The organism is Microbacterium sp. KNMS, from assembly GCF_053851835.1.
The window spans coordinates 1-245 of record NZ_JBSQBP010000176.1; the positions used below are offsets into that span (position 1 = coordinate 1).

Genomic DNA, 245 nt, shown 5'->3' on the forward strand with positions numbered 1-245 from the left:
GACAATCAGCTTGGTCACCACCTCCACATCATACCGCACGCGCGGCCGCTTGATTTGTGAAAACACCTCGGCCTCATCCGGCGGCTCTTCATAGTCGGGGAATGGCACCGGTGGGGACGAGCGGTCGGTCCTGTCGTCTGTTGCGGCGGGCACATGTGGGCTGCTGTAGCGTGGAGTACCCGTTCCCATCATGTTCTCGTATTCATTCAACCTGGGTTTCCGCGCTGCCGAGGTTGACCATGCTT

At 59.6% G+C, this 245-nt stretch carries 1 protein-coding gene; it reads right to left on the reverse strand.

The window, feature by feature from the left end; genetic code table 11:
• Positions 1 to 210, reverse strand: a 210-nt coding sequence (locus ACWXWW_RS18280; RefSeq protein ID WP_455971459.1) for a hypothetical protein, incomplete at its 3' end; no start/stop codon positions are given.
• Positions 211 to 245 lie beyond the last annotated feature (35 nt).